Consider the following 24361-nt stretch of genomic DNA (forward strand, 5'->3'; position numbering starts at 1 on the left):
GAATGGCCCAGCGCAAGAGCAGAGCGGACCGGCGGATGGATCTCATCGATGCCGCCCGCCGGGCGATGATCCAACACGGCGCGGAGGGTGTCCACCTCAACCAGATAGCCGAGGAGGCCGGGCTCACCTCCGGCGCCGTGCTGTACCACTATCCCGACCTGAGGGACCTGCTGATCGAGGCCCACCACGCCGGGATGGAACGCTTCTACGAGCAGCGGATCAAGAAGATCAGAGGCATCGCCGACCCCGCTCAGAAGCTCATCACCACGATCAGGTCCGGCCTGCCCGAGGGGCCCGAGGACGCCGGCGTGCGCCTGCTCTGCGAGCTGGGCGGCGCCGCCGGACGCAACCGGGTGTACGGCACGCTGCTGACGACGCTGTTCGACCGGCAGGTGTCGATGTACCAGACGATCCTCGAAACCGGGGCCGCCCAGGGCATCTTCACGCTCGCCCAGTCGTCCGAGACGATCAGCCGCACGCTCGTCGCCCTCGAGGACGCCTATGGCTACCGCATCATCGCCCGGCATCACTCGATCGGGCCGGACGAAGCCGTGGAGCTCATCCTCGACTACGCCCGCCTCGCGACAGGACACGAACTCAGGCCGGAATGAGCACGGCGTCGGCGGCGTCCCAGCCGATCCCGACCTCGGTGCCGGGCTTGACCCGCGCCGCCCCCTGGGTCGCCGCCAGCACGTGCCCCTCGTGCCCCTCCACGCGCAGCACGATGTGCGACGTGCCGCCGTAGAAGCTCACGTCCACGACCGTGCCGCGCAGCGGGCCCTCGGTCTCGCGCTCGGCGTCCGCCCCGTTCTCGTTGCCGGACTCGGCCACGGCTCCCTGCTCCTGGGCGGGGACAGTCTCGGCCACGGTCTCGGGGGCGGCGGCCGTCTCCGGCGCGGGCTCCTGAGCGGCCTCGGCGGCGGCCCCGGTCTCGGGCGCGGTCTCGTCCCGCTCCTCGGCCTTGGCCTTGGCGTCGTTGTCGGCGAGGACCTCGGTCACGACCTCCGCAACCACCTTGGCCACGACTCCGGCGACGGCCTTGGAAACCACTTCGGCCATCGCCTCGGCGGTGACCTCACCGGTCATGGCGCTCTTCACGACGGCCCGGAGGTCCTCCCCGTCACCGGCCTCGGCCTCGGCCTCGGCGGGGGCCTCCCCCTCCGCGGAGTCAGCGTCCTCGGACACCGCGTCGCCCTGAGATTCGACCTCGGGCACCGCGTCGCCCTGAGGCTCGGCTTCGTCCGCGACGGCGGGCTCGCTGTCAGCGTCGGCTTCGGCTTCGCCCTTGGGCTCGTCAACCTGAGCCTCGACGGCCGGCTCAGCGGACTTGGGAGCCTTGGGCTCGGCGCCCTCGTCGGTCCTGACCGCGCCCTCCTTCACCTCCGTCTCGGCGGCAGATTCGGCGGTCTCCTCCGACTTCGCCTCGTCCTTGGCCTCGGACTCATCCTTGGCCTCGGCGTCGCTCTCAGCCTCAGCCTCAGCCTCAGCCTCAGCCTCGGCATCGGCCTTCGCCTCGACGGCCTCGGCAGCTTCGGCGGCGGCTTCCTCCGTCTTGGGCTCGGCGCCCTCGCCGGTCCTGACCGCGTCGTCCTTCACCTCGGCCGCGTCCGTCACCTCGGCGGCGTCCTTCGCCTCAACTGCGGCGTCGGCGGCGTCCTCTTCCTTGGGGGCGATCTGGGTGAGCCGGATGTTCTCCGGGCGTACGGCGAGGAGCGCGGCGTCGCCGTCCGCGCCCTTCGGCGCGGGCAGCAGGCCGAGGCCGTCCACGTGGAGGCCACCCTCGGTGACCTTGCCGGAGAAGATGTTGTTGGCGCCGATGAAGCCGGCCACGAACGGCGTGCGCGGCTGGTCGTACAGCGCGATGGGCGCGTCCACCTGCTCGACCTTGCCGCCCTGCATGACCGCGATGCGGTCCGCGAGCGACATGGCCTCCTCCTGGTCGTGGGTCACGACCACGAAGGTGATGCCGACCTCGTGCTGCAGCCGCTTGAGTTCGAGCTGCATCTCGGCGCGCACCTTCTTGTCCAGTGCGGACAGCGGCTCGTCGAGCAGCAGCAGGCGCGGGCGCTTGACGATCGCGCGGGCGAGGGCGACGCGCTGGCGCTGCCCGCCGGAGAGCTGGTGCGGCTTGCGGCGGGCGTGCGCGGAGAGGCCCACGGTCTCCAGGACCTCGGCGACGCGCTCCCCGATCTCCTTCTTCGGCAGTTTCTCCCGCTCCAGGCCGTAGGCGATGTTCCGCTCCACTGTCATGTGCGGGAACAGCGCGTACGACTGGAACATGAGGTTGATCGGGCGGCGGTGCGCGGGGATCTGGAGCAGGTCCTCGCCGTCCAGACGGACCGCGCCGTCGTCCGGCTGCTCGAACCCGGCGAGGATGCGGAGCAGCGTGGTCTTTCCACAGCCGGAGGGGCCGAGCAGAGCGAAGAACTCGCCCTGCTGGATCTCCAGGCTGACCGAGTCGAGCGCGGTCACCTCGCCGAAGCGCCGGCTCACGCCATCAATGGAGATAAGTGTCATGAGAGTGCCTCGGTGAGCTTGGTCATGCGCTGGGCCGCGATCACGACGGTGAAGCTCACCGCGAGCAGCAGGGTGGCCAACGCGTTGATCTCGGGAGTGACGCCGAACCGCACCATGGAGTAGATGACGATCGGCAGGGTCGGTTGGGTGGGCGCGGCGGTGAAGAACGCGATCACGAACTCGTCGATGGAGAGCGTGAACGCCAGCAGGGCGCCCGCCAGGATGCCCGGCGCCAGGGTCGGCAGCGTGATCCGCATGAACGTCGTCACCGGGGTCGCGCCGAGGTCGCGGGACGCCTCCTCCATCGAGGTGTCGGCGTGGTTGAGCCTGGCCCGTACGACGGCCGTCACGAAGGCCATGCCGAACACGGTGTGCGCGATCAGCACCGAGTGCAGTCCGAGCGTCATCTTGACCGCCGCGTAGAAGATGAGGAGGCCGATCGCGAGGACCAGGTCGGGCAGGAGCGCGGGCATCGTCGAGAGCGCGTCGAGCATCCGCGACTTGTTGTACCGCGCCAGGCCGACCGCGAGCAGCGTGCCCAGCACCGTCGAGAGGACCGTCGAGCCGAACGCCACGATCAGGGTGTTGATCAGGCCTTCGCGGATCTTCTCGTTCTCGAGGAGCTGGCCGTACCAGCGCAGCGAGAACCCGCCCCACGCGTACGGCGACTTGTTCCGGTTGAACGACATGAGTACGACGACGGCGATCGGTACGTACAGGAAGACGTACGTCAGCCAGAAGGGGAGGCGCAGCCAGCCGTTCCCCTGCTTCCGGTTCTTACGCATCGCGGCCCACCCTCCGGCTGGCCCAGGCCTGGGCGAAGAGCAGGAGCACCAGGACGCCGATCACGGACAGGGCCAGCACCGAGCCGAACGGCCAGTCGCGGGCCTTGAGGAACTGGTCGCGGATCAGGTTCCCCACCATGATCCGGCGACCGCCGCCGAGCAGCTCGGGGATCACAAAGTTGCCCAGGCTCGGGACGAAGACGAAGACGCAGCCGGTCAGCACGCCGGGCAGCGAGAGAGGCAGGGTGACCGACCAGAAGGTCCTGATGGGGCGGGCGCCGAGGTTCGCCGACGCCTCGCGGAGCTGCGGGTCCAGCCGCTCGATGGCCGAGTACAGGGGCAGGATCATCAGCGGCAGGTACGCGTAGAGCAGGCCGGCGACGATGGCGCCGTCCGAATAGAGGAGCTCGATCTTGCCGAGACCCAGTGCGTCGAGTCCCGAGTTGACCAGGCCCTCCGAGTTCAGCAGCACGATCCAGGCGTACGTGCGGATCAGGAAGTTCGTCCAGAACGGCAGCACGACGGCGACCAGCGCGATGACCTTCCACTTGGCCGGAAGCCGGGCGATCATGTAGGCGGTCGGGTACGCGAGCAGCAGGGCGAGAAGCGTGGTGATCGTGGCCAGCTTCACCGATCCGATGACCACGTCGAGGTAGAGCGGGTCGATCAGCCGGGTGAAGTTCTCTCCCGTCGCCTCATATACGACCCCGCCGAACCTGCCGCGGCGGAACACCGTGTAGCTGAGCACAAGGGCGAGTGGGACCGCCAGGAAGACGATCAGGAAGCCGAAGCCTGGCCCCATGGTGGCGAGTCGACCGACCACCCGTGCTCGTACGGTGGACTTCATGGTGCCATCGCCCCAAAGGCGGGCACGCGAAATGACATGCGAGAGCTTCCTTCCGGTGGGGAGCTTAGAGTGTTGCAGGATAAGTCAACTTAGACAAGACTTTCCCAGGCATTGTGAGCATTGGCGATACAAGCCTTATTGAATCGAGATTCAACAGATGCAGGTCGAAGCACGGCATTGGCCAACCCTTCACGAGGAACCGGACGGTTCGCTCACGTTGGCCGCGGGAGAAGGCGTCACCGGAGCCGTCGTCCGGGCGCTCGCGGAGGGCGTCACGCCGCCGCGTCCTTTCTCCGTCCGCGCTTTCCGCCCGCTGCCCACGCCGCCTCCCGGCGAGCGGGCGATCACGGTGGACCAGACGAACCACTCGGTGATCGTCGGCGAGAGCGTAGTCGTCAAGTGGTTCCCGCGGCCGTCCCGCGCGCCGCAGCCGGCGCCCGACCTGCTGGCGCATCTGTCCGCTTTCTCCCGCACCGCCACGCCGTACGCCGCCATCTACTGGGAGGACGCGCTGGTCGCGCTGGTGACCGCGTACCTGCCGGAGGCCCGGGACGGCTGGGAGTGGTGCGTGGACGAGGCCGAGGCCGGGCGCACCGGCTTCGCCGCCGACCTGGGCGCGCTGGCCGCCGAGCTGCACCTCGCCATGGCGACTCCGTCCCCCGTGTTCCCCGAGCCGGTACGGCTCGCGCCCGACGGCAACGGCGACGCGTGGGCGGAGCGCGCGGAGGAGGCGCTGCGCGACGCGCTCGCGCTGACCGACGGCGAGGACGGCGCGTGGCTGACCTCCCGGGCCGGGGAGCTGCGCCGCGAGCTGGCGCCCCTGGCGACGGCCGGCCCGACCCCGCTGATCCGCATCCACGGCGACCTGCACGTCGGCCAGATCCTGCGGTGGCGCGACGGCTACGCGGTGGTGGACTTCGACGGGAACCCGACGGTGTCGGCCGAGGCGCCGGGCGGCGGCGCCTTCCAGCCGGCCGCCCGGGACCTCGCCCAGCTCACCACGAGCGTCGACCATGTCGGCCAGGTGGCGATCCTTCGCAGGGGCGCCGACCCCGAGCGTGTCGCGGAGTGGGTCTCCGAGGCGCGGACCGCGCTCTCCGCCGCGTACGCCGCCGGGCTCGCGGAGGCGGGGCGCTCCGACTTGCTCGACCGGTCGCTGGTCCGGCCTTTCGAGGTCGAACAGGAGTGCCGCGAGCTGATTTATGCCGCCCGGCACCTGTTGCGCTGGCGGTACGCACCGATGGGCGTGCTCCGCACCTGGTACGGCGCCGACGCCGCCTTTACCAAGTAAGTCACGACAAAATAGGACAAAAAGAAAGATAGGAGTGCATTGTGGACGCGGCGCTGTTCAAGGCCGACCTGCTGACCAAGCCGGAGGCGCTGGGCGCGCTGGCCGACTCGCTGGAGGCCGGTGACCCGTTCGAGGGCCTGCCCGAGCGCATCGACCGGGTGGTCTTCCTCGGGATGGGCAGTTCCCGGTACGCCGCCGGCGTCGTCGCGTCGCGGCTGCGCGCCTCCGGGATCGACGCCGTGGCCGAGTACGCCTCCGCCGCGCACACCGTACCGGGGCCGGGGACGCTGGTGGTCGCCATCTCCGCGACCGGCGGCAGCAGGGAGACCCTCGACGCGCTCACCCGCTACACCGGGACCTCGTTCGTCGTCGCCATGACCAACAAGCCGGGCTCCGCGGTGACCGAGGGCGCCGACCTGGTCGTACCCATGTCCGCCGGCGAGGAGCGCGGCGGCGTCGCGTGCCGGACGTTCCAGCACACCCTCGCCCTGCTGCTCGCGCTGAAGTCCCGGCTCGCGGGCGGCGGCGACGTCCCCGCGCTCGTCCGCCGCGTGGCCGAGGCCACCGCGGATCTCCTCGACCGGCGCGACGACTGGCTGAAGACGGCCTCCGACGTGCTCGACGGGCCGCACGGCGTGTACGCGATCGCCCCCGCGGAGCGGCTCTCGTCGGCGGAGCAGTCCGCGCTGATGTTCCGCGAGGGCCCGCGCCGCCAGGCGGACGCGTGCGAGACCGGCGACTGGGCGCACGTGGACGTCTACCTCACCAAGACCTACGACTACCGCGCGCTGATGTTCCCCGGCTCCCGTTACGACGAGCAGGCCATGGAGTGGATCCGGCAGCGGGGCTCCACGGTGCTCGCGGTCGGCGGCGAGCTGGACGGCCAGGCCGCGTCCATCCGGTACCGCCACGACGACGACCCGGAGGTCGCCCTGCTCACCGAGACGCTGGTCGCCGAACTGCTCGCCGCCTCCTGGTGGGCCCGGGCCTGAGATCGGCTCGCCTTCGGCGGGCATGCGTCCGGGTTGCACCTTCTTCCGGATAAGGACGGAAAAGGCGTGGTGCGCATGGTAGATAGGTGATCCACATCGCCCGTCGAGAGTGAACAACCGTGGTCAGCACGATCCGCGCCGGGTTCTCCCTCGCCATGCTCGCCGGCTTCTTCCTGGTCGCGGCCGCCCAGGTCGCGGCCGCCCAGGTCGCGGCCGCCGTCGCACTCGCCTTCTGGCTGTCCACGGTGATCGCCGGCGCCCTCGCGGTGAAGCTCGTCTGGTCCTGCTTCGCCGCGAGCACGCTGGCCGTCGGGCGGGGCACATGGCGGGCGATGCGGTCGCGTCCCGAGCCGCCCACCGGGCTGCCGCTCGCCGCCCGAGAGGCCCCGCTCCTCTGGGCGACCGTACGGGAACTGGCGGCCGAGGCGGGCACCCGGGCGCCGGACGAGATCTGGCTGATCCCCGAGGTGAACGCCGCCGTGCAGGAGGAGTCGCGTTTTCTCGGTCTGGTCGGCGGGCGGCGCCGCCTCTGCCTCGGGCTGCCGCTGCTGCACACGATGACGGTCGCCCAGGTGCGCGCCGTACTCGCGCACGAGCTGGGCCACTACTCCGGCAAGCACACGCGACTGTCCGCGCCCGCCTACCGTGGCCGGCTGGTGATCGCGCACACGCTGCGGCAGATCGGTCCCTACAACCCGTCCGGATGGATCTTCAAGGGGTACGCCCGGCTCTACCTGCTGGCGGACAACGCGGTCTCACGGAGGCAGGAGTTCGAAGCCGACCGGGCGTCGGCACGGGTCGCCGGGATCGAGGCCGCGGCGACCGCGCTGCACGAGATCCGCGTCCTGGACGCCGCGTGGCACTTCTTCCTGAACGAGTACGTCCAGCTCGGCTGGGAGTCCGGCTTCGCCCCTGACGACCTGTTCGCCGGATTCGGCGCGCTGGTCGCGGGCCGCGGAGGCGAGCTGGACGCGGGCCGCGGAGGCGAGCTGGACGCGGGCCGCGGAGGCGAGCTGGACGCGTTGCGCGCGAGCACTCCGGAGGAGAAGGGGTCGCGGTGGGACACGCATCCGCCGCTGAATGAGCGGATCGCCGCCATCCGCGCGCTCCCCCGCACGCCGGTCATGCCCGATGAACGGCCCGCGGCCGTACTCGTCGGCGACCTGGCCGGGGCGGGGCGGGCGCTGCAGGAAGAGGTGGTCGAGACCGGTGAGCGCACGGTGCTCCCCTGGCCGATGTTCACCGCGGCGGCGCTGGGCGCGGCGCTTCAGCGGGACGCCGACGCGATCTTCCGTATGGTCGCGCGGACCTCCGGGCGCCCGGAGGCCGGGCTGGCCGACGTGTTCGACCTGATCGCCGCCGGCCGGCTCGCCGAGATCGCGCAGCCGTTCTTTCCCACCGCCACCCGCCGCGAGGTCGGCGAGCTGTTCGGCGGCCCGCTGACCACCGTGCTGCGACTCGCCGCCGTACAGTCCGGCGTCGCCGGGTGGCGGCACTCGTGGAGCGGCCCCGCCGAGTTCGCCGGGGCGGAGGGAGTCGTCCCCGCCCTGGAGGAGGTCGCCAGGCTGGCCGTCTCCCCGGGCGGTGTCGGCAAGGCCCGGGCCGAGCTGGAACGGCTCGGCGTCGACGCCGGCCGGGCCACGCAGGCCGAGCGGGCGCCGAGCACGTTCGGCTCCGCCGTCCTCGCCGGCCTCGCCAACGTCCGGGTGGACGGCACGGAGTACGACCTGATCGTGCTGAACACGGGCCTCGTCCTGGTGGCCGGTCCGGGCTCCGCCGGCGAGGGCAGGCAGCGGATGCTCCGGCTCGTCGAGTCGGCGCCCGCGGCCAAGCTCGCCGAGTGGTACCGCTTCCTGTCCTACGAGGAGATCGCCGCCGCGAAGGTGACCACGGAGACCCCGCTGCGCGCCGACCTCACCCTCCACGGCGGCGCGACCGTCTCGATCGAGCAGGGGTGGACCGGCGAGGAGATCGACAAGGGCAGCCGGGAGCGCCTCGCCCGGGTTCTGGCCGAGATCGGCTGACGGCCCGCGTTCCCGGCGGGAAATCCGGGTGCACCGGGACGGGGCCCGCTGGGAAAGTGGCCGTCATGACCATGGACGATGTCACCCTGCGCCGGGCGACCGGCGCCGACGCCCCCGCTGTGGCCGACGTATGGCTGCGCTCGTACGACGCCGCCCTGCCGGGGGTGCGCCGGGCGCACACCGACGACGAGATCCGGGCCTACTTCCGCGAAGTTGTCGTGCCCGCGCGCGAGACCTGGGTCGCCACGCTGGACGGCACGGTGGTCGGGATGATGGTGCTCGGCGACGGCCTCCTCAGCCAGCTCTACCTCGATCCCGACCGGCGCGGGCGCGGCATCGGCGACCGGTTCGTGGCGCTGGCGAAGGAACGCCGCCCGGACGGGCTGGAGCTGTGGACGTTCCAGGTCAACGGCCCGGCCCGCCGCTTCTACGAGCGGAACGGGTTCGTCGCGGTCGAGCACACCGACGGCCGCGACAACGAGGAGCGCGAGCCGGACGTCCGCTACGTCTGGCGGCCGGACGCGACCTGAGCGGCGCGCCGACCGCCGCACGCGGCGCGAACCCGGCCATCGTGGGCGGTGGGAACCCGGTGTCGTGTGCGGCGCGAACCCGGCCGTCGCACCTCATTCCTGCCAGCCGAGCCGGAAGGCGGCGTCGTCCGGGACGTAGCCGTCGAGCCCCGCCTCGCCGATCCACAGGATGTCGTCGTACTCGGTGACCGGCCCGATGACGTAGCTCATCGGCAGCCGGGGCTGGACCGCGAACCGGACCTCCAGCTCGGGGTCGAACCGCTCCAGGGTCTCGATGAGATCGGCCACGGTCTCGATGCCCGTCCCGCCGCGTCGGCTCCTGTCGCGCCTGTGCCTGCCCATGGCTGCTTCTCCGTGCTCCGGTTGACCGGTGGTGTGCCGAATATGTACGGAGAGTAACCCAGCGACATCGCGGCGCGACAGATCCTTGACTCCGGGTTCACGATCACCTCGGGCGGCCGATCGGCGTCAGCGGAGACTGGCGAGCCGTTCGGCCGCCCTGTCGCCGATCTTGTTGGTCGGGACCAGCTCACCCGCCCCGCCGAGGCCGAACGGCGGCATGTTGACGTAGACCGTCTCGTATCCGCTCACCGTGTACGTCTCGTGCCAGACACCCACGGCCTCGCTCTTGTACGCCTCACGGAAGAAGCGCTTCCAGGCGGGCCAGTGGGTCGCCTCGCGGTTCTTCGCATAGGCGATGAGGTGATCGGTGCTGCGCCAGTACTGGACCATCAGCGTGGTGCGCCCGTTGAAGAAGCTCTCGAAGCCGAGCAGGCCGTGCGCGGGGTCCGCCCGCAGCTCCTTGACCATCGGCGGCATGGCCATGGCGACCGGCAGCCACTTGCGCAGGGACCGGAACCTGTTGATCCGCATGCCGATCAGAAAGACGACGAAGTCGCCCTCCATGCGCGCACTCATGCGCATGACGCCTCCCATTGGATAGCCCCACTACCTAATAGTTGGATAGTAGAACTATCGAGTAATATTGGCAAGCAGTACTATCCAGCCATGCGAATCTCCCAGCTCAGCGCCGAATCCGGGGTCCCGATCCCGACGATCAAGTACTACCTGCGCGAGGGGCTGCTCCACCAGGGCGACCAGACGTCGGCCACGCGGGCGGAGTACGGCCAGGAGCACCTGCGCCGGCTACGGCTGATCAGGGCGCTACTGGAGGTCGGCCGACTGCCGGTCGCGGCGATCCGCAAGGTCATCGCCGCCGTGGACGACGAGCGGATCGACTTCCACGACATGCTCGGCACGGCGCACTACGCGCTCTCCACGCCGGTCGAGCCGCACCCCGAGGAGGAGGACTGGCGCGAGGCCAGAGAGCTGGTCGACCGCATGATCGCGGACCTCGGCTGGAGCGTCCACCCACTCGCTCCCACACGGGACGAGCTGGCGCAGAGCGTCGTCACGCTGAAGCGCCTCGGGATGCCCACCTCTCACGAGGACCTGCTGCCGTACGCGTCGGCCGCGCTCGACCTCGTCCGCGACCTCGACATCACCAAGATCCCCTTCGACGGCCCCCGAGATGTCGCCGTCGAGACGCTGGTGATCTGCGAGGTGCTGTACGGCAAGGCGTTCGACGTACTGCGCCGCCTGGCCCAGGAGTCGGAGTCCACCCGCATCCTCGGCGCCCCTCCCTGCCCGAGCGGCGACACGACCCAGGTGACCCGCCAGGGCGGCCGCTCCGGCGCACCACGAGCGGCACAATAGGGGAAAGTCGTCTTATCGGACCACTCCGAAGATTTCCCCCAAGAGCCCATCTTGGCCTTTTATAATCATTACGAAATGCCGCATATTGACGGAAATCGGAGCGTTTTCCTCGGTCGGATATGTGGCTCCAGGAGATACTTCCCGGCCTCTTTATAGAGGCTCACGGGGCGGCGTTTTTTGTCGGTGGCGGTTGTTAGCGTTGCGGCGTGATTGTCGAACGGCAGCCGATACCCGACACCCTGGGCGAGATGGCCCCGGGCGTCGAGCTGGCCGCCGTACTGGCCGAGATCGACATCGCCAGGCTGGACGGCTACGACGCCGTCACCGTCATGCAAGCCTATGCCCGCCTCGAAGCACACGTGCAAGCCCGGAAAGCCGTCGTGATGGCCGAAGTCGGACTGTACGAAATTTCCGCCAGCGGCATGGCGAAAATGTCCGAACCGGACAATAACTCCCCCGACGAAATCCGAGCGGCTTTGCGGCTCACCCGCCGCGCCGCCGAGCGAGAATACGGCATCGCCTACGACCTGAAAGTACGTCTCCCCGCCGTCAGGGACGCGTTGTCGGCGGGATTGATCGACAAGGCGCGGGCCGTGGTGTTCTGCGACTGGCTCGAAGACGTCCCCGTCGAACTGGCCCGCGCTGTGGCGGCCCATCTGCTGCCCAAGGCGGGGAAGTGGACGACGAGCGAACTGCGGGAGAAGATCAAGAAGCTGCTGATCGCCGCCGATCCTGCCTGGGCCCGCCGCAAGTACGAACGGGCCGTCCAGCAACGGCGGGTGATCGGGGTCCGGCACGCGGATGGCTCGGCCAGCATCATGGGCCAGCAGTTGCCAGTCGACCAGGCCGCCGCCGCGATCGCCCGTGTGGACGCCATCGCCGTACGAGCCAAGAGGTCCGGACTGCCCGCCCCGATCGACCACGTGCGGGCGGATGTGTTCCTCGGCCTGCTGGACGGGAGCATGTCCGGTCTGGACGACGACGCCATCATCGCCGTCCTGTTCGAGGAGGCCGCCTGCAAGGCGGCGGGTGATGAGAACGACCACGACGACCAACTCTCCGACAACCCCTTCGGCACCGTCGACCTCGACGACACCGGCGATGCCGAGGCAGCTGCTGAGGACGCCACCGGCCTCCACACCGGCAGCGGCGACCCCGACGGCACCCCTGGCGACATCGACGGTGACGCCAGCCAAGCCAGGACTGCCGACCCGACTGACAACGACGACGACCACGGCGACACCGGTCCTGATCCAGGCCCCACCCCTGGCGCAGGCCCCGGCTCTGCTCCCAGCTCTGGCGATGGTGGCCCTGTCGGTCCGGCCTCGGGGACGGGTGCTGAAGGCGGTTCCAGCGGTCCGGGTGCAGGCCCCACCCGCACGACAGGCGTCGGGACCAACGTTGAGAGGGGCAGGGCGGGCCCGGTTGGGTTCGCGGCGGGTGAGCTGCGGGTCCAGGTGTCCACGTTGATGCACTTGGACGACCTGCCCGGCGAACTCGCCGGGTGGGGACCCATCCACGCCCAGTTGGCACGCAGGCTTGCCAAACGCCAGATCAGCGGCGAGTGGCGCTTCGCCGTCTGCGACGAGGAGGGCCGGCTTCTCTATGCCGGGATTACCCGGCGACGCCCCAGAGGGTGGGCCCGTCCCGCGGGATGGCCCCGCCGCCCTGTACCCCGCCCAGCACCCGGTCCTGGTTGGCCTCCCGATCCTGGTTTGCCTCCCGATCCTGGTTTGCCTCCCGGTCCTGGTTTGCCTCCCGGTCTTGGGTTGCCTCCCGCCCTTTCTTCCCCACCCGGCGATGGGGACGGGACAGACCCGGCGGGCGCGGCCGGGACGGGGGTGACGCCTGCCCGCACATCAGCTGTCGGCCAGGAAAAGGACGACCGGCCAAGTGACGACCGGCCAAGTAGGGACCTGCGCGCCAGGTCGGGGTCGCTTCGCCGTCGCGGGATCGTCGAGCTTCAGCTCCCGTTGTCGCTGCTGCGCGCACTGTGCGCGGACATGTACGCCCAGGGTGGCTGGGCCGGTGTAATCGCCGACATCATGCGCCAATACGACGAAGCCGTCGATGAGGCGGCTGACCACGCGCGAGGATCCGTGACCGGACGCCGAACCGCCGCCGGGGATGAGCGACGGCGGTTCCCGAAAGCTGGGCTGCGGCGACGGATCGAGGTCCGAGACAGAGTGTGCTCGCACCCCGGATGCCGTGCTCCGGCCACGCGCTCGGAGATGGATCACACCCGCCAGCACGCGAACGGCGGTCCCACGACCGACAGCAACCTCGCCGCGGCATGCGCGCATGACCATGACCTGCGGGACAACGGCTGGCAGGTCGTACAAACCAGCTCAGGGCACCTGACCTGGATCAGCCGGACCGGCCATATCTATCCGGTCCAACCGCCACCGATCATCGAACCGATGCCCGAACCTTTCGCTCCCAACAGCTGGCCCCAGACGGAAACAGACCACCACGAGGTGGACGAGGTGCCCGCTCCGGCGCCGACAGCAGGTGCGGAGTCCGTGGGCTCGGACCCGCCACCTGATCCGGCGCACGACATCCCGCCCTGACATCCCGCCCTTCTGAAGCCCGACGACGCAGTGCCCGTGTGCTCCCGGGCAGTCGTCCAGCCCTCTAGGAGGGAGGGGGCGCCCTTGTTAAGGTCGGTTGCCGAGCGAGCGCTTCTGAACAGGGACGGCCATGACAGTCGGCGATCACCCCGTGACCACGTCCGGACACTGCGACCCGCGATTCTCCCGGGTACGCGAGGTCTTCGACCGGCATTTCTCCGACGGTGAGGAGTTGGGCGCCGCCTTCGCGGTCTTCCTCGACGGCGAGCCCGTCGTCGACCTCTGGGGCGGCGTGGCCGACCGGCACACGGGGCGCCCCTGGGAGGCCGGCACACCGGTGCTCGCCTATTCGTGCACCAAGGCCGTCGCGGCCACCGCCATGCTGCTGCTCGTGGAGCGGGGTTTGGTCGACGTCCGCTCTCCCGTGAGCGCGTACTGGCCGGAGTTCGCCCGCGACGGTAAGGCCCGTGTCACCGTCGAACACGTCCTCACCCACCAGGCCGGCCTGCCCGCGATCGAGGAGCCGGTCCCCCTGGAGGAGTTCGAGGACCTGCCCGCGATCGCGGACCGGCTCGCCGCGCAGGCACCACTCTGGGAGCCCGGAACAGCGCACGGCTACCACGCCGTGACGTACGGCTTCCTGATCGACGAGCTCATCCGCAGGGTCACCGGCATGTCCACGGGAGAGCTGGTCGCGGCGGAGATCGCCGGGCCTCATCAGCTTGACCTCTGGCTCGGCGCCCCACCCGACGTTGCGGCTCGCGCCGCCCGCCTCTCCGCCGGAGAGCGTACGGCCCGAGCGGGAGAGCAAGCGGCCCGGACCGGAGAGCGTGCGGCCCCCGCGGGCGGAGCCGGTGTCGCGGAGCCCCCCGCCGCGGACGGCCCGGTGGCGGCGATGGCCGCCGCGACACGGGACAAGGACAGCCTGATGAACCGGGCGCTCGGCAACCCACCCATCCATAAGCTGCCCGGTGGCGGAAACCACCCGGTGATCCTGCGCGCGGGCTGGCCCGCCCTCGGCATGGTCACCACCGCGCGGGCGCTGGCCGGCTTCTACCGTGCTCTGGTCGCGGGCGAGATCCTCGCACCCTCCACGCTGGGCAACGCGATGCGCCCGCGTGTCGGCGGCCCCGACCGGGTCCTGTACCTGGACAGCGCCTTCGGCCTCGGCTACATGCGCCCGGCGATGACCTTCCTCACGCCCGCTCGCGGAGTGGAGTCGGCGTTCGGCCACACCGGCTTGGGTGGCTCCCTGGGCCTCGGGGACGTCGAGCACGGTCTCGCCATGGCGTACACGATGAACCGCATGGTCGGGTCGGTGGCCGGCAGCCGCCGGGCCTACCGTCTCGCCGAAGCCGTCTACGGCTCGCTCACCTAGAAAGACCCGGCTGATCAAGTCGGCCACGTTCTCCGGCAGGGCGTGTCGTCGGGCCGGTCCCCGAGGGCGAGCAGTACGTCGCGCAGCACGTCGGCGAGGGCGCGCGCGGTCTCCTCGGGAACGTCCGCGAACAGGTCCTTGTGCGCCTCCGTGGTGGCGAGGGACAGTTCCTCGGCCCTTTCCACCCCCTGTGGAGTGAGCCGGACCCATGAGCTGCGACCGTCGGAGGGGTCGGGTTCGCGCTCGACCAGGCCCGCGGCCAGCAGCCGCTGCAAGATGTTGCTGGTCCCGCCGGTTGTGAGCATCAGTCGCGTGGCGAGCGTGCTGGGCTTGACTCGGTACGGACGCCCGGCCCGCCGGAGCGTCGCGAGAATGTCGAATTCCGCATAGGTCAGGCCGTATCCGGCGAGCACGGCCTGGGTGACCGTCTCGATCCGCGCCTTGAGCCGCCCAACCCGCTTGACGATCTCCAACTGCGTCGTGGCCGCCTCCGGCAGTTCGGCCCGCCAGGCCTCGATCATCGCGTCGACGCGATCCCGGCCGGTCACCCGCCCCTCGTTCATGCGCTTGAGGATATCCGCGCCTCTTGATAGCTTTTCAACAAGCTTTCTTAAAAGCTTTCTGAAATGGAGTCTTTGCCCATGAGCCTGCTCATCAGAAACGGCATCGTGATCGACACGGAGCCGGACGTACGCGTCCACCGGGGAACCGACGTCCTCATCACCGGCGGAGCGATCGCCGCGGTCGGCCCCGATCTGCCCGCCGACGGCGCGGAGGTGATCGACGCCACGGGCCAGATCGTGCTTCCCGGCTTCGTCGACACCCACCGCCACGTCTGGCAGAGCGTGCTGAGGTCCGTTTCCGCCGACGCCACCCTCGGCGACTACCTGGCGATCGTTCTCGGCCGGCTCGCCCCCGCGTTCCGGCCCGAGGACGTCTACGCCGCGAACCTCTGGGGCGCCATCGAGGCGCTCAACGCGGGGATCACCACCGTGTACGACTGGTCGCACATCCAGCTCACCCCCGCGCACACCGACGCCGCCGTCGAGGGCCTCCGCGACTCCGGCGCCCGCGTGGTCTTCGCGTACGCGCATCCGGGCACCGACGACGCGTCCAGGGACGAGGCGGAGGCACGGCGGGTCTTCGCCCGGCACTTCCCCTCAGGGGATTCCGGCCTGGTCACCCCCGCCTTCGCGGCGTGGGGACCGGTGTACGGCTCCGTCGAGGCGGCCGTGGCCGACTGGCGGCTCGCCCGCGAACTCGGGCTCCGCATCAGCCTGCACGCGACCGGGGAGGAGCCGGTGGAGCAGCTGCACGCGGCCGGGCTGCTCGGTCCCGACGTCATGTTCGTGCACGCCAACGGCTTCACCGACCGGTCGATGAAATTGGTCGCCGACAGCGGGGGGACGGCCTCGGTCGCGCCCGCTGTGGAGTCGCAGATGGGCCACGGCTCCCCCGAGACAGGCCGGCTGCGCGGGTTCGGCATCCCGACCGGGCTCGGCGTGGACACGGTGGCCGCGGTGCCGGGAGACATGTTCGGCGTCATGCGCGCCGCGCTCGCCGCCGCCAGGCTCCGGCACTTCGAGGACGGCGTCGGCACGCGGCCGACCGCGGCCGACATCCTGCGCATGGCCACCATCGAGGGCGCCACCGCCCTCGGCATGGCCGACCGGATCGGATCGCTGCGTCCGGGCAAGCGGGCGGACCTCGTCATGCTGGACACGAACCTGCCCAATCTCGCGCCGGCGCACGACCCGGTCGGGGCCGTCGTGACGGCCGCCGACGTGAGCGACGTCGACACGGTGATCGTCGGTGGCGAAGTGGTCAAGCGGGGCGGCCGCCTGGTCCGCGCGGACCTGCCGCGCGCGCTCGACCTGGCCCGCCGCTCGGGCGAGCGGCTGCTCTCCGCGGCCGTCTGATCCGGGTCAGGCGGAGCGCTCGTCGTACGTCGCGAGAAGCTGGGCCTCGGCCGCGTCGAGATAGGCGAGCAGCTCGTCCGCCGCCCGCTCGTACTTCCCCTCGGCGAGCAGGGCGGCGATGCGCGCGTTGCCGTCCAGGTACGGCTCGTGGAACGGCCGGGGCTCACCCACCGCGTGGAAGGCCAGCCGCAGCTCGGCCAGGACGCGGGCCATCGCCTCGTCCACCCGGCGGCTGCCGAGCAGCGCGGCGAGCGCGCCGTGGAAGCGCATGTTGGCCGTGCCGACTCCGCCCCAGTCGCCTGCCTCGGCCGCCGCCCGGCCCTCCTCGACCCGGCGCGCCACCTCGTGTACGGCCTCCGCCGGGGCGGAGCCGGCGGCGCGCAGGCCGGCGGTTTCAAGCGGGCGCCGCATGCGATAGATGTCGGCCACGTCGGCGGCGGTCAGCCTGCGCACGAACATCCCGCGATGGAGCTCGTGGACGAGCAGGTTCTCGTGGGAGAGCAGCCGGAACGCCTCGCGGAGTGTGTTGCGCGAGACGCCGAGCGCCTGGCCGATGACCTCTTCCGACAGGCGCGTGCCCGGGGGGAGCGAGCCCTCGATGACGCTCTCGCGCAGGACGCCGGCGACCAGCTCGGCGGTGCTGGCCCGTTCGAGCGCCGGCCTGGCGGCGCTCAGCCGGCTCGCCCACTCCGCCGTCGCGGTCATCACCGCAGCCCTTCTCTCGGGAAACGCGCAAGACCTGGGACACCGAGCTTAGGACTCGACGGGTCTCCCCGACAGCAGACGATCGACAGAATCTACCCGCGAAGGATTGCCGGATTGTTCAACAATCCTTACGTTCTCCCTGAGGGCGATCCATCCGACAAGCCGCCCTCTGGAGCTGATCGTGCCTGACCCCATCGTCCGCATCGACCTCAACTCCGACCTCGGCGAGGGCTTCGGCCGGTGGCCTCTCGGCGACGATGACGCCCTGCTGAGGATCGTCACCAGCGCCAACGTGGCCTGCGGCTTCCACGCCGGCGATCCGTCGATCATGCGCCGTACGTGCGAGACCGCGGTCGAGCGCGGCGTGGCGATCGGCGCCCAGGTCGGATACCGCGACCTGGCCGGATTCGGCCGGCGCTTCATCGAGGTGCCGCCCGGCGAGCTCGCCGATGACGTGCTGTACCAGATCGGCGCACTCGAGGCGTTCGCCCGCGCGGCCGGCGGCCGGGTCGGGTACGTGAAGCCACACGGCGCGCTCTACAACGCGATCGTGTGGCACGAGGAGCAGGCCGCCGCCGTCGTGGCCGCCGTACGCGCCTTCGACCCCGGGCTGCCGGTGCTCGGCCTGCCCGGCTCCGCCTGGCTGCGTCGCGCCGAGCGGGCCGGGCTGACCGCGGTCACCGAGTGCTTCGCCGACCGGGCGTACACGCCGGAGGGGACGCTGGTGCCGCGTGACCGGCCGGGCGCCCTCGTCCACGACCCCGGCGTCGTGGCCGGGCGGTGCGTGCGGATGGCGCGCGGCGAGCCCATCACCGACGTGGCCGGAGACCCGCTGGTCGTGCGCGGCGACTCGATCTGCGTCCACGGCGACAGCCCTGACGCGGTGGCCATCGCGCGCGGCGTCCGCGCCGCCCTGGAGGCGGCGGGCGTCGCCCTCACGCCGTTCAGCCAGGTCTGAGGGGAGGCCCGATGCGCCTGCGCCGCTGCGGCGACCGCGCCCTCCTCGTCGAGCTGGACGACCTCGGCGAGGTCCTCCCGTTCTACGACGCCCTCGCCGCGAGCCCACCGGAGGGCGTCGTCGACATCGTCCCGGCGGCGCGCACGCTCCTGGTCCGGTTCGAGCCCCCGGCGACGCCGCACGCGATCGAGTCCGCACTCCGTTCCGTACGGCCCGCGCCCGGCGCGCGCGGCGACACGGGCGAGGTGCGAATCCCGGTCGTCTACGACGGCGCGGACCTGAGAGACGTGGCCGCGCTGACCGGGCTGGCGGAGCGCGAGATCGTGGCGGCGCACACGGCCACCCCCTGGACGGTCGCGTTCTGCGGCTTCGCTCCCGGTTTCGGGTACCTGACCGGCGGCGACCCGCGGCTGGCCGTCCCCCGGCGGGCCGAGTCGCGGGTCCGCGTGCCCGCCGGATCGGTGGCGCTGGCGGCCGGGTTCAGCGCCGTCTACCCGCGCGAGTCCCCGGGCGGCTGGCAGCTCATCGGCCGTACGGAGGCGGTGGTGTGGGATCTGGACGCCGACCCGCCCGCCCTGCTGCGTCCGGGCACCAGGGTCCGGTTCACGGAGGCGGCGAGGAACCGGCATGAACCGGCTGCTTGAGGTGGTGGCGACCGGGCCGATGACCACGGTGCAGGATCTCGGGCGACCGGGACGCGGCGACCTCGGCGTGGGGCGCTCGGGTGCCGCCGACCGGGGCGCGCTGCGGCTGGCCAACCGGCTCGTCGGCAACCCCGAGGGCGCGGCCGCGCTGGAGGTGACGTTCGGCGGCCTGTGCGTGCGGGCGCACGGGAGCCTGCTGATCGCGCTCGCGGGCGCCGCCTGCCCGGCGACCGTGACCGGCCCGCTGGGCGCCCGGTGGCCGATCGGGCACCACTCGGTCGAATGCCTGCCGTGCGGGGCCACACTCCAGCTCGGGCCCCCGGTTCGCGGCGTACGGACGTACCTCTCTGTGCGGGGCGGCCTGGACGTGCCGCCGGTGCTGGGCTCCAGGGCCACGGACGTCCTCGCTGGTCTGGGGCCCGACCTGCCCGCGCCGGGAGAGCTGCTGCCGGTCGGGCCGCCGCCCGACGTGTTCCCCGCCGTCGATCTCGCCCCGGTGCCCGAACCCGCCGACGGCGACCTCGTCCTGGAGATCCTGCCCGGCCCGCGCGACGACTGGTTCACCCCCGACGCGCTGCGCGTGCTGTGCGCCGAGCCGTACCAGGTGACGACCGACAGCAACCGGGTGGGCATCCGGCTGCGCGGGCCGGTCCTCGAACGGGCACGCGAGGGAGAGCTGCCGAGCGAGGGCATGGTGCCGGGGGCGATCCAGGTGCCTCTGTCGGGGCAGCCCACGCTCTTCCTGGCCGACCATCCGCTGACGGGTGGCTATCCGGTGATCGCGGTGGTCCGCAGCGACGACGTGGATCGCGCCGCCCAGGCCCGCCCCGGCCAGCGGATCCGCTTCCGGGTGGCGTCCACCACTACAACCCCGAGGTGACATTACTCAATCGGTGACAAACCCCCCTTCCGATGAGAAGTTCGGAAGGATGAATGCCTGGACGGTTCCGGGATACCGGGAGGTGCGCGAGCTCGGCGCCGGCGGCGCCGGGCGGGTGGTGCTGGCGACCTACAAGACGACCGGCGCCCTGGTCGCGGTCAAATACCTCCGTCCCGAGCTCCGGGAGGACCCGCGCTTCCTGGCCGGGTTCCGGAGCGAGGCCCGGGTCATGGTCGAGATCAACGACCCCAGCATCGTCCGGCTCTACGAGTACGTCGAGACGGTGGCCGGGGCGGCGATCGTCATGGAACTGGTCGACGGCGTCTCGCTGCGCCGGATCCTCGCCGAGCACGGCACGACCAGTCCCGAGGCGGCGCTCGTCGTGTTGAAGGGATCGCTGGCCGGCCTGTCCGCCGCGCATTCGTCCGGGGTCGTCCACCGGGACTACAAGCCGGAGAACGTGCTGGTCCAGGCGGACGGCACGAGCAAGCTGTCCGACTTCGGCATCGCGGCCCCGAGCGGCGTCCCCGGCCTGCCCGCCGGGACGCCCTCGTACATGGCGCCGGAACAGTGGGAGGGCGCCCCGGCCGGTCCGGCGGCCGACGTGTACGCCGCGACCTGCGTGTTCTTCGAATGCCTGACCGGGCACAGGCCGTACCGCGCGGAGCACGCGGCGGGGCTGCGGCGCCTGCACCAGAACGCGCCCGTGCCCGTCTCGGAGGTGCCCGCCTCGGTGCGCGGGCTGGTCGGGCGGGGCCTGGCCAAGAACCCGGCGGACCGCCCGCCCACCGCCCGCGCGTTCATCGCCGACCTGGAGGCCGCCGCCGCGGCCGCGTACGGGCCCGAGTGGGAGCAGCGCGGTCGGCGGCACCTCGCCGAACTGGCGACCCTGCTCGCCCTGCTGTTCCCGCTGGCGCAGCCGGCCGCGCCGTCCGAGGCGGGCACCTCGCTGGCGCGTACCGTGCTGTCGGACCGGTTCGCCCACTTCGCCCCCAGGTTCGCGATCGGCGCGACGGCGCTGTCCGCGGTCATGGTGGCCGCGGTGGTGGCGGCGAACCGGCAGGCGACGGTGGCGGACGACAGCCGCCTGCCGCCCGCCTCGGCGACGCCCGCCCCGTCCGCTCCGGCCGTGCCGCGCACGCCGAAGGCATCCCCGCGGCCGCCTTCGCCGTCGACGGAGGAGCCATCGCGAGAGCCACCGGGCACGCCGACCGGCAACACGACAGGCGGCAGCGTGACAGGTGGCGCGGGCGGCAGGCCGACCCCGCCGGACACGGGTCCGACGCCGCGCCCCGCGCCGCCCTCGGTCACCGATCTCGGCGTCTCCGGGTGGGACGGACGGTCGGCCGTTGTCCGGGTGCGCACGACGACCGGCGGGGCGGTGGCGCTGAGTGTCCGGTTCTCCGAGGGGCCGACGCCGGACGACCTGCGCCCGGTGACGGCTCAGACCGTGCCGCTGGAGGGCGCGACCGCCTACTCCCCCGCCGTCCAGCACGCCTTCGCCGACCCCGCCTGCGGCACGTCCGTCTACCGCCGCGTCGAGGCGGCGACCGTGCCCAGAGCGCGCGGAGGCGCCGCCACCGCGACCGTCCGGGTGAAGGGCCCGGCCTGCCCGGCGCCCGCCGTACGGAGCGTGGCGATCACCCGCTGGGACGGCGTCGCGGCGGCTGTCGAGGTCGGCACCGAGGGAGCCGGAGGAACCGGGCCGGTCAAGCTGGTCGCCGAGTTCACCCGGGACGGCACGACCGTGGCACGCGAGACGCGCACCCTGTCGGGACACACGTCGTACGCCGTCAAGCTGACACCCGATCCGATCAAGGTGGAGTGCGGCACGACCGCCGTGCTGGGGGTGCGGATCCGGACCGAACCCGCCGCCGCCGATGGCGCGCAGACGAAGGAGACCCGCGTCACCGGCCCCGCGTGCGCCCCGCCGTCCGTCTCGATCAGCTCCTGGGATGGCACGGCGCTGCGCCTGGGGGTCACCTCCGGCTCCACCGGGCCGGTGACCGTCGTCGCGACGTTCACCCAGCGGCTGCGCGGCGCGGAGGGGACGACGACCTCCGAGCAGACCCGGCGGGAGATCCTGGAAGGGGACAAGGTCTACACGCCGTCGTTCTCGGTGTCCTTCAAACAGGCGGGGTGCGACGTCGAGGATGTCAGGAGCGTGAGCGTCACCCTGTCGCCCGGCGGGAGCGGCGCGACGAGGTCGGTCACGCTGCACGGGCCGCCGTGCGCGGAGCCGGAGGAGACGCCGGGCGCTGGCACACCGGGCGCCGACACGCCGGGGGACGGCGAGCACGCGGATCTTGTCCGTCAACCAAGCGTTCGCTAGGTTGAGACCACAGGGCGGGCGCTACGCGGGAGGAAGCCATGGGCATGCTCGACGGCAAGGTCGCGCTGATCACCGGTGGGGCGCGCGGGATGGGCGCGTCACATGTCCGGCTCTTCCTCCAGGAGGGCGCCCGCGTGGTCTTCGGCGACGTGACCGACGAGGAGGGCAAGGCGCTGGCCGACGAGACCGGCGCGCTCTACCTCCACCACGACGTCACCCAGCCCGCCGACTGGGACCGCGCGGTGCAGGCGGCGGTCGAGACGTACGGCCGGCTCGACGTTCTGGTCAACAACGCCGGCATCCTGATGTTCCGCCGGATCGCCGACATGACGGTCGAGGAGTACCAGCGGGTCCTCGACGTGAACCTCAAGGGCACGTTCCTCGGCGTCAAGTCGGTGATCGAGCCGATGAAGGCGGCCGGGTCCGGCTCGATCGTGAACATCTCCTCGATCGAGGGCTTCATCGGAGCCGCCGGACTGTCGGCCTACTCCGCGTCGAAGTTCGGCGTACGGGGCCTCACCAAGGCGGCGGCGCGCGAGCTGGCCCCCTTCAAGATCCGGGTCAACTCGGTACATCCCGGCGCGATCAACACGTCCATGACCAGCAACCCCGAGCTCATGGCCGAGGTGGACGGCGAGCAGTTCGTTAAGGCGATGGTGATCAAGCGCTTCGCCGAGCCGGTGGAGGTCTCGCACGTCGTGGCGTTCCTCGCCTCCGACCGGGCCGGATACTGCACCGGCAGCGAGTTCACGATCGACGGCGGCCTCCTGACCGGCGCCGGCTACTGACGCCCTCGCCGGCTCACTCGGGGATCGCGTTCACCCAGGGAGTCGGCGTGATGAACAGGCCGGTCGCCTCCACCAGCACGGTGCCGTCGGGCAGGCTGATCGTGCCGTCCACCCAGGTCTTGCGCCCCTCCGCGCGGGTCGCGGCGGCCCGGCCGACGACCGGCTGCCCGTACGGCACGCGCCGGCGGTAGCGGATCGACAGCGTGCCGGTCATGCCCGCCCGGCCCGCCGCCGCGACGGCGTCGCCGAGCAGGTGGTCGAGGATCATGGCGCTGACGCCGCCGTGCACGCTGTCGGGCGGCCCCTCGTGTGTGGGCCGGAACTCCAGATCAGCACGGGAGCCGCCCTCGGGGTCGCGCTCGATCTCAAGCGGCAGGGCGTGCGGGTTGCACGCGCCGGTGACGGCGTTGCCGAGGTGCCGGAAGCCGTTCCTCGTGAGCTCCGGGACCGGCGGGCGGTCGCGGCGGGCCGCCTTGAGCCGTTCGGTGAGCGCCACGAGTTCGGCGGTGACGGCGGTCATCTCGTCCCCGGGCACATCGGTGAGCACCACCGCGTCCATCAGCTCTCTGACCTGCTGGGCGAGCACGGCCTGAGCCGAGAGCCGCGCCTCCTCGTCGTGTTCGGGGGCGAGATCCATCGTCATGCCGGTGATTGTAGAACGTGTTCCATCCATCTCAGCATTTGGGGTGATTTCGCCATGTTTAGGTAAAGAACCTTGGGTTTGTCCATATCTGGCGTTGAATATCCCTTTTGAGATGACTAGCCTCCGACGTCACGTAGGACACCAAACGACCGAACAGAGGCCCCCATCCGCATGAGCCCCGAGATGACGAAGCTGCTGGAACTGCTGCGCTCCCAGGTCGGTTACAGCGCGCAAGGCAATGGCCACACCAAGTTCGGCCAGTGGTACAACAACGTGGAGCAGGACGCCGACTACTCCGACCAGCCCTGGTGCGACATGTTCCTGTCCTGGGGCGCACGCCAGCTCGGCTACGACGACTGGTTCGGCCAGTTCGCCTGGACCGTCCGCCACGCCGAGTGGTTCAAGGAGCAGGGTGCCTGGGGCAACCGGCCCACTCCCGGCGCCCTCGTGTTCTACGACTGGGACGGCACCGGCACGATCAGCGGCATCGACCACGTGGGCATCGTGACCAAGGTCATGGGCAGCAAGATCCAGACGATCGAGGGCAACATCGACGGCGGCCGGGTGAGCATCAAGGTCCGCGGCCAGAACTCCGTCGTCGGCTACGGCTACCCCGAGAAGATCAAGGAACGGGTGGAGCAGGGGAAGACGATCTCCGCGACCAAGGCGTCGGCGCAGCAGCTCGTCACGACCCCTCCGTACGACGTGAGCGCGCTGGCGGTCGTCGCCTCCGTCGCGGTCGCCGCGCTCGCCGTCGGCGTCATGCGGGCCCGCCGCCGCGTCCGCGCCCGCATCCTCGGCGGGCGGCCGTCGGCACGCTCCCGGATGTGACTCCCCGGACT

The 24361-nt window shown here is 71.3% G+C and carries 23 protein-coding genes; 15 read left to right on the forward strand and 8 right to left on the reverse strand.

Annotated elements, in window-relative coordinates; translation table 11 throughout:
* The first annotated feature begins 35 nt into the window (after nt 1-35).
* Complete coding sequence (locus tag ACQP1V_RS35605) at nt 36-611, forward strand: TetR/AcrR family transcriptional regulator (RefSeq protein ID WP_245658287.1); 576 nt, start codon at nt 36-38, stop codon at nt 609-611.
* Here ACQP1V_RS35605 and potA read toward each other — a convergent pair.
* From potA to ACQP1V_RS35620, 3 genes are read right to left on the reverse strand one after another with little or no spacing between them, the layout of a single operon-like run.
* A complete protein-coding gene (gene potA / locus ACQP1V_RS35610; RefSeq protein ID WP_433414831.1) occupies nt 598-2493 on the reverse strand; it encodes a polyamine ABC transporter ATP-binding protein in 1896 nt (631 codons plus the stop codon). The two genes, ACQP1V_RS35605 and potA, sit on opposite strands and share 14 nt — an antisense overlap.
* A 20-nt stretch (nt 2494-2513) precedes the next feature.
* The gene (locus tag ACQP1V_RS35615; RefSeq protein WP_067132962.1) at nt 2514-3302 is read right to left on the reverse strand and encodes an ABC transporter permease; all 789 of its coding nucleotides are present in this window, start codon (nt 3300-3302) and stop codon (nt 2514-2516) included.
* Nucleotides 3295-4149 carry an ABC transporter permease gene (locus ACQP1V_RS35620; protein WP_067132965.1) on the reverse strand — a complete coding sequence of 285 codons (855 nt, stop codon included), beginning with the start codon at nt 4147-4149 and terminating at the stop codon, nt 3295-3297. The genes ACQP1V_RS35615 and ACQP1V_RS35620 overlap by 8 nt, the downstream gene beginning before the upstream one ends.
* Nucleotides 4150-4366: 217 nt before the next feature.
* Here ACQP1V_RS35620 and ACQP1V_RS35625 point away from each other — a divergent pair, with 217 nt between their 5' ends.
* From ACQP1V_RS35625 to ACQP1V_RS35640, 4 genes are all read left to right on the forward strand, one after another.
* Nucleotides 4367-5440: a hypothetical protein gene (locus tag ACQP1V_RS35625; protein ID WP_433414834.1), complete on the forward strand. Its 1074-nt coding sequence runs from the start codon at nt 4367-4369 to the stop codon at nt 5438-5440.
* Nucleotides 5441-5481: 41 nt separating this feature from the next.
* Nucleotides 5482-6432 (forward strand): SIS domain-containing protein, encoded by a 951-nt coding sequence (locus ACQP1V_RS35630; protein WP_433414836.1) that lies wholly within the window; start codon nt 5482-5484, stop codon nt 6430-6432.
* Between the two features lie 119 nt (nt 6433-6551).
* Nucleotides 6552-8456, forward strand: a complete 1905-nt coding sequence (locus ACQP1V_RS35635; protein ID WP_433414838.1) for a M48 family metallopeptidase — start codon at nt 6552-6554, stop codon at nt 8454-8456.
* A gap of 65 nt (nt 8457-8521) precedes the next feature.
* Complete coding sequence (locus tag ACQP1V_RS35640; RefSeq protein ID WP_067133183.1) at nt 8522-8986, forward strand: GNAT family N-acetyltransferase; 465 nt, start codon at nt 8522-8524, stop codon at nt 8984-8986.
* Between the two features lie 93 nt (nt 8987-9079).
* Here ACQP1V_RS35640 and ACQP1V_RS35645 read toward each other — a convergent pair whose 3' ends face one another.
* Nucleotides 9080-9328 carry a hypothetical protein gene (locus tag ACQP1V_RS35645; protein WP_067132978.1) on the reverse strand — a complete coding sequence of 83 codons (249 nt, stop codon included), beginning with the start codon at nt 9326-9328 and terminating at the stop codon, nt 9080-9082.
* Nucleotides 9329-9454: 126 nt separating this feature from the next.
* Nucleotides 9455-9904 carry a DUF4188 domain-containing protein gene (locus tag ACQP1V_RS35650; RefSeq protein ID WP_387417409.1) on the reverse strand — a complete coding sequence of 150 codons (450 nt, stop codon included), beginning with the start codon at nt 9902-9904 and terminating at the stop codon, nt 9455-9457.
* Between the two features lie 90 nt (nt 9905-9994).
* On the opposite strand from ACQP1V_RS35650, the gene ACQP1V_RS35655 reads away from it, so the two are divergent.
* From ACQP1V_RS35655 to ACQP1V_RS35665, 3 genes are all read left to right on the forward strand, one after another.
* Nucleotides 9995-10702 (forward strand): MerR family transcriptional regulator, encoded by a 708-nt coding sequence (locus ACQP1V_RS35655; protein ID WP_433414840.1) that lies wholly within the window; start codon nt 9995-9997, stop codon nt 10700-10702.
* A 206-nt stretch (nt 10703-10908) separates the two neighbouring features.
* Nucleotides 10909-13272 (forward strand): DUF222 domain-containing protein, encoded by a 2364-nt coding sequence (locus ACQP1V_RS35660; protein ID WP_433414842.1) that lies wholly within the window; start codon nt 10909-10911, stop codon nt 13270-13272.
* 130 nt (nt 13273-13402) lie between these two features.
* Complete coding sequence (locus ACQP1V_RS35665) at nt 13403-14650, forward strand: serine hydrolase domain-containing protein (RefSeq protein ID WP_433414844.1); 1248 nt, start codon at nt 13403-13405, stop codon at nt 14648-14650.
* 14 nt (nt 14651-14664) lie between these two features.
* Here ACQP1V_RS35665 and ACQP1V_RS35670 read toward each other — a convergent pair whose 3' ends face one another.
* Nucleotides 14665-15213: a MarR family winged helix-turn-helix transcriptional regulator gene (locus ACQP1V_RS35670; protein WP_433414846.1), complete on the reverse strand. Its 549-nt coding sequence runs from the start codon at nt 15211-15213 to the stop codon at nt 14665-14667.
* Between the two features lie 78 nt (nt 15214-15291).
* On the opposite strand from ACQP1V_RS35670, the gene ACQP1V_RS35675 reads away from it, so the two are divergent.
* Nucleotides 15292-16569, forward strand: a complete 1278-nt coding sequence (locus tag ACQP1V_RS35675; RefSeq protein WP_433414848.1) for an amidohydrolase family protein — start codon at nt 15292-15294, stop codon at nt 16567-16569.
* Between the two features lie 6 nt (nt 16570-16575).
* Here ACQP1V_RS35675 and ACQP1V_RS35680 read toward each other — a convergent pair whose 3' ends face one another.
* Complete coding sequence (locus tag ACQP1V_RS35680; RefSeq protein WP_433414850.1) at nt 16576-17274, reverse strand: GntR family transcriptional regulator; 699 nt, start codon at nt 17272-17274, stop codon at nt 16576-16578.
* A 181-nt stretch (nt 17275-17455) separates the two neighbouring features.
* Between ACQP1V_RS35680 and ACQP1V_RS35685 the strand changes: the two genes are divergently transcribed.
* The 5 genes from ACQP1V_RS35685 to ACQP1V_RS35705 are packed head-to-tail and all read left to right on the forward strand — an operon-like array spanning nt 17456 to nt 22876.
* Nucleotides 17456-18232 (forward strand): LamB/YcsF family protein, encoded by a 777-nt coding sequence (locus ACQP1V_RS35685; RefSeq protein ID WP_387417588.1) that lies wholly within the window; start codon nt 17456-17458, stop codon nt 18230-18232.
* An 11-nt stretch (nt 18233-18243) separates the two neighbouring features.
* On the forward strand, nt 18244-18876 hold the full coding sequence (locus ACQP1V_RS35690; RefSeq protein ID WP_387417589.1) for a 5-oxoprolinase subunit B family protein: 633 nt from the start codon (nt 18244-18246) through the stop codon (nt 18874-18876).
* On the forward strand, nt 18860-19756 hold the full coding sequence (locus ACQP1V_RS35695; protein ID WP_433414853.1) for a biotin-dependent carboxyltransferase family protein: 897 nt from the start codon (nt 18860-18862) through the stop codon (nt 19754-19756). The genes ACQP1V_RS35690 and ACQP1V_RS35695 overlap by 17 nt, the downstream gene beginning before the upstream one ends.
* Nucleotides 19757-19805: 49 nt before the next feature.
* Nucleotides 19806-22088 (forward strand): protein kinase domain-containing protein, encoded by a 2283-nt coding sequence (locus tag ACQP1V_RS35700; protein ID WP_433414855.1) that lies wholly within the window; start codon nt 19806-19808, stop codon nt 22086-22088.
* A 38-nt stretch (nt 22089-22126) separates the two neighbouring features.
* Nucleotides 22127-22876, forward strand: coding sequence for a glucose 1-dehydrogenase (locus tag ACQP1V_RS35705; RefSeq protein ID WP_067133006.1), 750 nt, complete (start codon nt 22127-22129; stop codon nt 22874-22876).
* A 13-nt stretch (nt 22877-22889) separates the two neighbouring features.
* On the opposite strand, the gene ACQP1V_RS35710 is transcribed toward ACQP1V_RS35705, so the two are convergent.
* Nucleotides 22890-23519, reverse strand: coding sequence for a PaaI family thioesterase (locus ACQP1V_RS35710; RefSeq protein WP_433414857.1), 630 nt, complete (start codon nt 23517-23519; stop codon nt 22890-22892).
* Nucleotides 23520-23702: 183 nt separating this feature from the next.
* Between ACQP1V_RS35710 and ACQP1V_RS35715 the strand changes: the two genes are divergently transcribed.
* A complete protein-coding gene (locus tag ACQP1V_RS35715) occupies nt 23703-24350 on the forward strand; it encodes a CHAP domain-containing protein (protein WP_433414859.1) in 648 nt (215 codons plus the stop codon).
* Nucleotides 24351-24361 lie beyond the last annotated feature (11 nt).

This window comes from Microtetraspora malaysiensis (assembly GCF_050947145.1).
In the GTDB taxonomy this organism is placed as follows: Bacteria; Actinomycetota; Actinomycetes; order Streptosporangiales; family Streptosporangiaceae; genus Microtetraspora_A; species Microtetraspora_A malaysiensis.

Excerpts from the sequence above, each read along its gene's own strand:
- ACQP1V_RS35645 (WP_067132978.1), bottom strand. The coding sequence starts at position 9,328 with ATGGGCAGGCACAGGCGCGACAGGAGCCGACGCGGCGGGACGGGCATC.
- ACQP1V_RS35650 (WP_387417409.1), bottom strand. The coding sequence starts at position 9,904 with ATGAGTGCGCGCATGGAGGGCGACTTCGTCGTCTTTCTGATCGGCATG.
- ACQP1V_RS35695 (WP_433414853.1), top strand. The coding sequence starts at position 18,860 with ATGAACCGGCTGCTTGAGGTGGTGGCGACCGGGCCGATGACCACGGTG.
- ACQP1V_RS35710 (WP_433414857.1), bottom strand. The coding sequence starts at position 23,519 with ATGACGATGGATCTCGCCCCCGAACACGACGAGGAGGCGCGGCTCTCG.
- ACQP1V_RS35605 (WP_245658287.1), top strand. The coding sequence starts at position 36 with ATGGATCTCATCGATGCCGCCCGCCGGGCGATGATCCAACACGGCGCG.
- ACQP1V_RS35700 (WP_433414855.1), top strand. The coding sequence starts at position 19,806 with ATGAATGCCTGGACGGTTCCGGGATACCGGGAGGTGCGCGAGCTCGGC.
- ACQP1V_RS35715 (WP_433414859.1), top strand. The coding sequence starts at position 23,703 with ATGACGAAGCTGCTGGAACTGCTGCGCTCCCAGGTCGGTTACAGCGCG.
- ACQP1V_RS35665 (WP_433414844.1), top strand. The coding sequence starts at position 13,403 with ATGACAGTCGGCGATCACCCCGTGACCACGTCCGGACACTGCGACCCG.
- ACQP1V_RS35675 (WP_433414848.1), top strand. The coding sequence starts at position 15,292 with ATGAGCCTGCTCATCAGAAACGGCATCGTGATCGACACGGAGCCGGAC.
- ACQP1V_RS35690 (WP_387417589.1), top strand. The coding sequence starts at position 18,244 with ATGCGCCTGCGCCGCTGCGGCGACCGCGCCCTCCTCGTCGAGCTGGAC.
- ACQP1V_RS35640 (WP_067133183.1), top strand. The coding sequence starts at position 8,522 with ATGACCATGGACGATGTCACCCTGCGCCGGGCGACCGGCGCCGACGCC.
- ACQP1V_RS35620 (WP_067132965.1), bottom strand. The coding sequence starts at position 4,149 with ATGAAGTCCACCGTACGAGCACGGGTGGTCGGTCGACTCGCCACCATG.
- ACQP1V_RS35655 (WP_433414840.1), top strand. The coding sequence starts at position 9,995 with ATGCGAATCTCCCAGCTCAGCGCCGAATCCGGGGTCCCGATCCCGACG.
- ACQP1V_RS35670 (WP_433414846.1), bottom strand. The coding sequence starts at position 15,213 with ATGAACGAGGGGCGGGTGACCGGCCGGGATCGCGTCGACGCGATGATC.
- ACQP1V_RS35615 (WP_067132962.1), bottom strand. The coding sequence starts at position 3,302 with ATGCGTAAGAACCGGAAGCAGGGGAACGGCTGGCTGCGCCTCCCCTTC.
- ACQP1V_RS35705 (WP_067133006.1), top strand. The coding sequence starts at position 22,127 with ATGGGCATGCTCGACGGCAAGGTCGCGCTGATCACCGGTGGGGCGCGC.
- ACQP1V_RS35680 (WP_433414850.1), bottom strand. The coding sequence starts at position 17,274 with ATGACCGCGACGGCGGAGTGGGCGAGCCGGCTGAGCGCCGCCAGGCCG.